Annotated in this window: 7 protein-coding genes; 3 read left to right on the forward strand and 4 right to left on the reverse strand. The window is 48.6% G+C overall.

All coding sequences use genetic code 11. The features are described 5' to 3' along the window. The first annotated feature begins 7 nt into the window (after window positions 1-7). The gene (locus SFV55_RS24490; RefSeq protein ID WP_320032205.1) at window positions 8-535 is read left to right on the forward strand and encodes a GNAT family N-acetyltransferase; all 528 of its coding nucleotides are present in this window, start codon (window positions 8-10) and stop codon (window positions 533-535) included. Here the strand turns inward: SFV55_RS24490 and SFV55_RS24495 are convergent. Continuing rightward, window positions 532-1647 carry a lysylphosphatidylglycerol synthase transmembrane domain-containing protein gene (locus SFV55_RS24495; protein WP_320032206.1) on the reverse strand — a complete coding sequence of 372 codons (1116 nt, stop codon included), beginning with the start codon at window positions 1645-1647 and terminating at the stop codon, window positions 532-534. The genes SFV55_RS24490 and SFV55_RS24495 overlap by 4 nt on opposite strands. Before the next feature lie 95 nt (window positions 1648-1742). On the opposite strand from SFV55_RS24495, the gene SFV55_RS24500 reads away from it, so the two are divergent. Together SFV55_RS24500 and SFV55_RS24505 are read left to right on the forward strand one after the other, a co-directional pair. Beyond that, window positions 1743-2855 (forward strand): VWA domain-containing protein, encoded by a 1113-nt coding sequence (locus tag SFV55_RS24500; RefSeq protein ID WP_320032207.1) that lies wholly within the window; start codon window positions 1743-1745, stop codon window positions 2853-2855. Between the two features lie 199 nt (window positions 2856-3054). Further along, window positions 3055-4215 (forward strand): acyl-CoA dehydrogenase, encoded by a 1161-nt coding sequence (locus SFV55_RS24505; protein ID WP_320032208.1) that lies wholly within the window; start codon window positions 3055-3057, stop codon window positions 4213-4215. Window positions 4216-4395: 180 nt separating this feature from the next. Here the strand turns inward: SFV55_RS24505 and SFV55_RS24510 are convergent, their stop codons facing one another. The 3 genes from SFV55_RS24510 to SFV55_RS24520 all read right to left on the reverse strand — a co-directional run. Further along, window positions 4396-5823 (reverse strand): aldehyde dehydrogenase family protein, encoded by a 1428-nt coding sequence (locus tag SFV55_RS24510; RefSeq protein WP_320032209.1) that lies wholly within the window; start codon window positions 5821-5823, stop codon window positions 4396-4398. A 12-nt stretch (window positions 5824-5835) separates the two neighbouring features. After that, entirely contained in the window at window positions 5836-6654 is an 819-nt protein-coding gene (locus SFV55_RS24515) for an SDR family NAD(P)-dependent oxidoreductase (RefSeq protein WP_320032210.1), read from the reverse strand. Between the two features lie 133 nt (window positions 6655-6787). Then, on the reverse strand, window positions 6788-6973 hold a 186-nt coding region (locus tag SFV55_RS24520; RefSeq protein ID WP_320032211.1), incomplete at its 5' end, for a hypothetical protein.

A 6973-nucleotide genomic window follows, 5' to 3' on the forward strand; every position in this document is an offset into this window, starting at 1 on the left:
TTGCGTTATGGTACGGATAGAACGGGTTTTACCCCAAGACATTTTAACCCTGCAAAGGGTGGTGGAAGAAACCTATTTGCCTTATTTTCGGTACCTCTGGCACGATGAGGGAGCGGCTTATTTGGCCAACATCAACAATCTGGAGGTCTTGGAACAACATTTGGCCAAACCTCAACACTGTTATTATTTTGCAAAGCTGGAGGATGGTAGCATTGCTGGGTATTTGAAGCTTATTTTTGAGGCTCCAGTTCCTGATACACCAATTAGCAATGCAGTCTCACTGGATAAAATTTATCTGAGTGAAGCAGCAAAGGGTAAGGGTGTTGGGAAATTATTGATGGAATTTGCGGATCAACAGGCTCGGCTGGCCAAGGCGGAATATTTGTGGTTGCGGGTGATGGATAGCAATGCGTACAATCTGGATTTTTATGTGAAAAATGGGTATAAAATGCTTTACAAACGTTGGCTGAATTTGGCCAACATTAAAGAGGAGTACCGGGGGATATTTACGATGATAAAATCTCTCAGGGATTAATCTGGATGTTGTTCCGCTTCTTTCTCCCTTTTTCCCTGAAAAACCTCTCTAATCCAGTTCGGCACCACTAGCGCCCCCGCAGTCAGGTACAAATAATAGGACATCAAACGCCAGATCGTCGAAATAACGGTGGCGTGCGTATTGCTTTGCACATAATCGGTCAGGAAGCCGTTAAAAGCCAATTCGATGATCCCCGCTCCACCCGGAGTCGGACTGAACATGATCACAAAAAACATGGTTTGGAGCCGGGCATACAACTCCGTCTGAAAGCCCAGAGTCAAGGGCAACTCGGGGGTGAAAGCAATAACCAAACAACTGATCAGCAAAAAGCGGAAAATCCAGGCCAGCAAGGTTCCTACCACTGCCTGGAGGTGTACGCGCCAGCCTTGCTCTTTTAGTCCTTTGGATGCGGTGACCAAATCCTCGCCCAATTTAATGGCTCCTTGATGAAATCGCCGCAGCAAACGGTTATTCGTAGCCCAACCCAACAATCGTTTCATCTGCTGAGGGCCCCAAAAAATGCCGTAGGCGAAAATGATGGAGTACACGATCATAAAAATGTAGAACCCCAGGGCCAAATACCCCCACTGCCCCAAATCGCCAAAAGACTGCGCACCTGGTCGCAAAATGTCAAATCCAAAAACCAGGAATAAAATGGGTAAGGTACACAGCATGAATAGGGCATCCAATACAATTGTATAAGTCACAATGGTCACGGTGCGGGCTACTGAAAGTTTTTCCTGCGACAAGATAAAAAAGGCTACCGCTGAGCCGCCCAACGCAGATGGTGAAACCGCCGAGCTAAACTCCCAAATGATCACAATCTCGATGCATTTCCACCAGGAAAGCTCTTTATTGGTCAAAGCCCGCAAGCGAAAGGCATAGGACAAGTCTCGAATCAAGACCGTCAAAGCGCCTATCCCGATCCAAAAATAAACATGCCCGGTCCATTGGATGCGTTTGAATTCTTCAGGATCAAAATTGCGCCACAACATATAAAATACCCCGGCAAGGCCGAGTAAGGCGGGGATGATGATGCGGTAGGGCGAAATTGACTTTAATGCCTTGTGCTGATCCTTTTCAGTATCTTTCCAGGCTTCTTCTTGCTTCACTCTGACGTGGTTTTGGGGCGCTATTTTTGCTGCCCAATTTTTATTAAATGCCAAAATCAGGATTTTTTTTCATTTTTGGTAGTGATTAGCAAAATATGGACAAAGAAGAACAACTCAAACGCTGGCGACTGGTACTCGGACAAAATGCTGACCCTAAAGATAGCATTGGGCTAGGGGAGGAAGAGCAGGGTATGGACAAAGTCCTGGACGCCTTGTACGACAGCGAACGCGAGCGTGGACTGGGCAGTTCCTCGCCCAATGTTACCCGTTGGTTGGGGGATATCCGCAAGTATTTTCCTGCTCCCGTAGTGCAATTGATGCAAAAAGACGCCCTGGAGCGTTTGCGTTTGCACCAGATGTTGTTGCAGCCCGAATTGTTGGAAACCTTACAAGCCGATGTACATTTGGTCAGCACCTTGCTGAGTTTGAAAAAAGTATTGCCCGCCCAAACCCGCGAAACTGCCCGCGAGGTCATTCGTAAGGTGGTGAAAGAACTGGAAAAAAAACTGCGCCAACCCCTGCAAAATGCCATCCAGGGCAGCCTCAGTCGGGTTGCTCGTTCCCGCCGCCCCAAGCCCAACGCCATCGATTGGCACCGTACCATCCGCGCCAACCTGAAGCACTACCAAGCAGAATACCACAGCATCATCCCTGAAAAACTTTGGGGCTTCGGCCGCCGCCAACCCAAAATGAAGGACCTCATCCTGCTGGTGGACCAAAGTGGCTCCATGGCGGCATCGGTGGTGTATGCAGGGATTGTGGGCTCGATCATGGCTTCCATGCCCAGCATCACCACCCGTTTCATCGTATTTGATACCAGTGTGGTCGACCTCAGTGAACACTTGCACGATGTCGTAGACTTGCTGTTTGCCACCCAGCTCGGCGGCGGTACCCACATCAGTAAGGCCCTGCGTTATGCCCGCCAACACATTCGCCAACCGAGGCATACGATTATGGTACTGATTTCAGATTTGATGGAAGGCGGACCGCAGGAGGACCTGCTCCGCCAGGCCGCAGAAATTAAGGCCACAGGGGTTAATTTGATTGCCCTGCTTGCCTTGAACGACAAGGGCGCACCGATGTATGACCATCATATTGCTACGCAGTTTACACAGTTAGAGATTCCTACCTTTGCCTGTACGCCGGATGCATTTCCCGATTTGATGGCGAAAGCGATCAAGGGGGAAAGGTTGCGGGGGGCGCCGTGAGGGGTTATTCAATGCCACATCCATAATTTAGCGTAAATTCGCTACCCACTTTCCAAAATTTAGCGTAAATTCGCCAATTCTTTCGTTTGTGCTGGAAATTCTGGTACAACGAACCAATCTGTGTTTTTTAGCCTCAACCTTAACCAGACCAAATAGCGGGTACCGGGATTGCCAGTACCCGCCATCAAATCAATTGACGATGAACTTTCATTTGTCCGAAGAGCACTTGGCCGTTCAGGCCGCAGCCCGTGATTTTGCCCAAAAAGAATTGAAGCCCGGCGTCATCGAACGCGATTCCAAAATGGAGTACCCGTACGAGCAAATCAAAAAGATGGGCGAGTTGGGCTTTTTAGGCATGATGGTTTCGCCGGAATACGGTGGCGGAGGGATGGATTCCCTGTCCTACGTACTCGCCATGGAAGAAATTTCCAAAATAGACAACTCCTGTTCGGTGATCATGTCGGTCAACAATTCCCTGGTTTGCTGGGGCATTGAAACCTTTGGAAGCGCTGAACAAAAAGCCAAATACCTGCCCAAATTGGCCAGCGGTGAATGGATCGGCTCCTTCTGCCTCTCCGAACCCGAAGCGGGCAGCGATGCCACCAGTCAGCGCACCACCGCAGTGGATATGGGCGACCACTACCTGCTTAACGGTACCAAAAACTGGATCACCAATGGTGGCACTTCCAAATTGCACCTGGTGATGGCCCAAACCCACCCGGAGAAAGGCTCCAAAGGTATCAATTGTCTGATTGTAGAAACCAGTATGCCCGGTGTAGCCATCGGGGCCAAAGAAGATAAACTGGGCATCCGTTCGTCAGATACCCACACCATTATGTATACGGATGTCAAAGTGCCAAAGGAAAACCGGATTGGTGATGATGGTTTTGGTTTCAAGTTTGCCATGAAAAGCTTGGCGGGTGGCCGCATCGGCATTGCCGCCCAAGCCCTGGGCATTGCCGGTGGTGCCTACGAACTGGCCCTGGAATACTCCAAACAACGCACTGCATTTGGCAAACCTATCAACCAACACCAGGCCGTTGCTTTCAAATTGGCCGATATGGCCACCGAAATTGAAGCGGCAAAATTGATGGTTTACCGGGCAGCCTGGCTCAAAGACCAGGGACTGGACTACAGCGCAGCCAGCGCAATGGCCAAATTGTACGCTTCAGAAGTGGCCATGCGCCATAGCGTAGAAGCAGTGCAAGTACACGGTGGCTATGGTTTTGTCAAAGAATACCACGTGGAGCGCTTGATGCGAGATGCGAAGATTACCCAGATTTATGAGGGGACTTCGGAAGTGCAGCGGATTGTGATTTCGCGGGAAGTGACGGGAGGGAAGCCCTATTTGCCAGTTTAATGAAGGGTGTAAGGCCTCTTGCCTGACTTAATGCCAAAAATAATATCACAAAGGAAAAAAAAGGACACAAAGGACACAAAGCGAAGCGTTGTCAACGTCTAACTTTGTGTTCTTTGTGTCCTCTTTTTTTCCTTTGTGATAAAAAAAATGTTGCTTTGGTGCAAATCCTTATGTGTAGCCCTACAACAAGCGTTTCTGCACAAATGCCATCAATGCCCTCACCTTTGGCGTATAGGGCGGAAACAATACACTCAGTGTTCCAAAATTCCGCTTCACCACCGCCTTTTCATTCGAAAAAGCCACGAAACCGTGAAAACCCATGTACTTGCCTATTCCACTGTTGTTCACTCCACCAAAAGGTAAATTCGGGTTGCCAAAACCCAACATGTAGTCATTGATTACTGTACCCCCCGCCGAAGTATTGGCCATGATGTAGTTGATAAAGCGTCGATTGCGGGCACCGATGTACAAGGAGAGTGGCTTTGGCCGTTTGCGGATGATTTGAACGACCTCTTCCTGGCTTGAAAAAGGCAAAACGGGCAGGATAGGCCCAAATATTTCTTCATCCATGATCTCCATGTCGTCGTTGATGTTGCCCAGGAGAGTCGGGGGCACAAAAAGTTCAGCCTCGTTCCAGGTACCGCCCAGGATTTCTACTGCACCTTTGCTGATGGCATCATCGTACAAGCGCCGCAAACGCTGGTAATGCCGATGGTTGACAATCCGGCAATAATCAGGATTGCTTTCCAGGCTTGATAAATCGGTATAAAGGCGCTTTAAGGATTTTTCGTAAGCATTGGCAAAAGCATCCATTTTGGACTCGTGCACCAGGACGTAATCGGGGGCTATACAAGTTTGGCCATTGTTGAGGCATTTGCCCCAGGCCAGGTTGTAACTCAAGGCTTCAATGGAGGCGGAGGTGTCTAGAATGGCTGGAGATTTTCCACCTAGTTCCAGTGTCACCGAAGCCAGATTTTTGGCGGCAGCGGCCATAATGATTTTGCCAATTTGTGGACTACCTGTGAAAAAAATGTGGTCAAAAGGGAGTTCCAACAAAGCCGTAGCCAAACTTGCATCCCCTTCCAGCAAGGCCACTTCCTCTTCGGAGAACAATTTTTTAATTGCCTTCGCCATAAACGCCGAGGTATATGGCGTCATTTCTGAAGGTTTGATGATGGCCGTATTCCCGGCGGCAATCGCATAAACGAGAGGGGAAAAGGTGAGATTAAAAGGGTAATTCCAGGGGGAAATGATCAAACTCACTCCTTTGGCTTCATATTCGATGTAGGAAGTAGTGCCCACCAACGTTATTGGGGTAGGAACTTTATGGGGCCGCATCCAACGGCGCAATTCACGCCGGGCGTGTAAGGCATGGCTTTTTGCTACGGAGATTTCCGACAACATCACTTCTACCTCGGCTTTGCGGAAATCCTGATACATTGCGTCTTTTAATCCCTGCATTTCCTGTTCGTCATCCATAAACCGGATCAGGCGGTTCAGGCGGGCGATGCGCTCGGAAGCACTGGAGTTGGCTAACTCGGGTGCATATTTTTGTTGTTTTTCAAAAAGAGCCTGGATGTTTATTTGGTTGGCGGTAATGGTCTCCATTTGCTTGGGAAATTATTGGAATTTTTCAATGTCGTACCCCTTCATAATCGTATCCTCGTAATTGCCGGGCATCAAGCGGGCAATGCTGTCCATGTAGCGGGCGTCTTTGCCAATCAAAACGCGTTTTTCCTTGCGCTCAATTCCTTTGATGATGCGTTTGGCAGCATCAGCGGCGCTGGTTTTGGCCATGCGGTCGAAGACGTCTGAAAATTTATTGAGCCGTGCGGTTTGCTGGGTATCAATGTTGCGGATGATATTGGTTTTGATACCTCCAGGGTGTACACAGGTTACACTAACACTCGTTTTGGCCAGTTCTTGACGCAGTACTTCGGTAAAGCCACGCACGGCAAATTTTGCTGTTACATAGGCACCTTGATCGGGGTATGCGGCAATGCCAAAAATGCTGGACACATTGACCAATGCAGCTTCGGGCCTTTCCCTCAAAAAAGGGATGAAGGCCTTGGAACCATAAATTACCCCCCACATATTGATGTTGATCACTTTTTCAAAGAGCTCGTAGGAGGTACTTTCAATTTTTTGCTGTAGGAGGGAAATCCCTGCATTGTTGATGACGATGTCAACCCCGCCGAAGCGGTTCACTGTTTCCTGAGCGAAATGGTACATTGCAGTTCGATCGGCTACACTAAAAGGGCGTCCGGCTACTGTCCCACCTTGAGCTTCAACCAGCTGAACTGTTTCTTGCAAGGTTTCTTCATTCCAATCGTTAAGCACAACACTCGCTCCTGCAGCAGCAAGCTGAAGGGCTAATTCCCGGCCCATTCCGGAACCAGCTCCGGTTATGACCGCTACTTTTTTAGAAAAATCTTTCACGCGCGACCTGATTTTAGCACAAGACTAGGAGTTAGTTTGCCTCCCCAGCCCTGTGCTGACATGACCTGTCAATATTAGGTTTTTTCAGAGGAAATTTAAGGTACAAGAGCAGGTTTTTTTGAAAAAGGCCAGACTAGTTGATACTTTCCAATACTTTTTGGATTTCTTTCAGGCTTTTGGGTTGGTAGACCAGGTTGTAACTTTGTTTACTCTCTCCTATTTTGATGTCCTTCACCGCCAACATTGAACGACCTTGGTCCACTTTGATGCCAATTAACTTGGCAGGCATTCCTTTCGGGATATTGTCCGAGAGGTATTC

Origin of the sequence: Haliscomenobacter sp. (genome assembly GCF_033763495.1) — a bacterium.
Classification (GTDB): domain Bacteria; phylum Bacteroidota; class Bacteroidia; order Chitinophagales; family Saprospiraceae; genus Haliscomenobacter.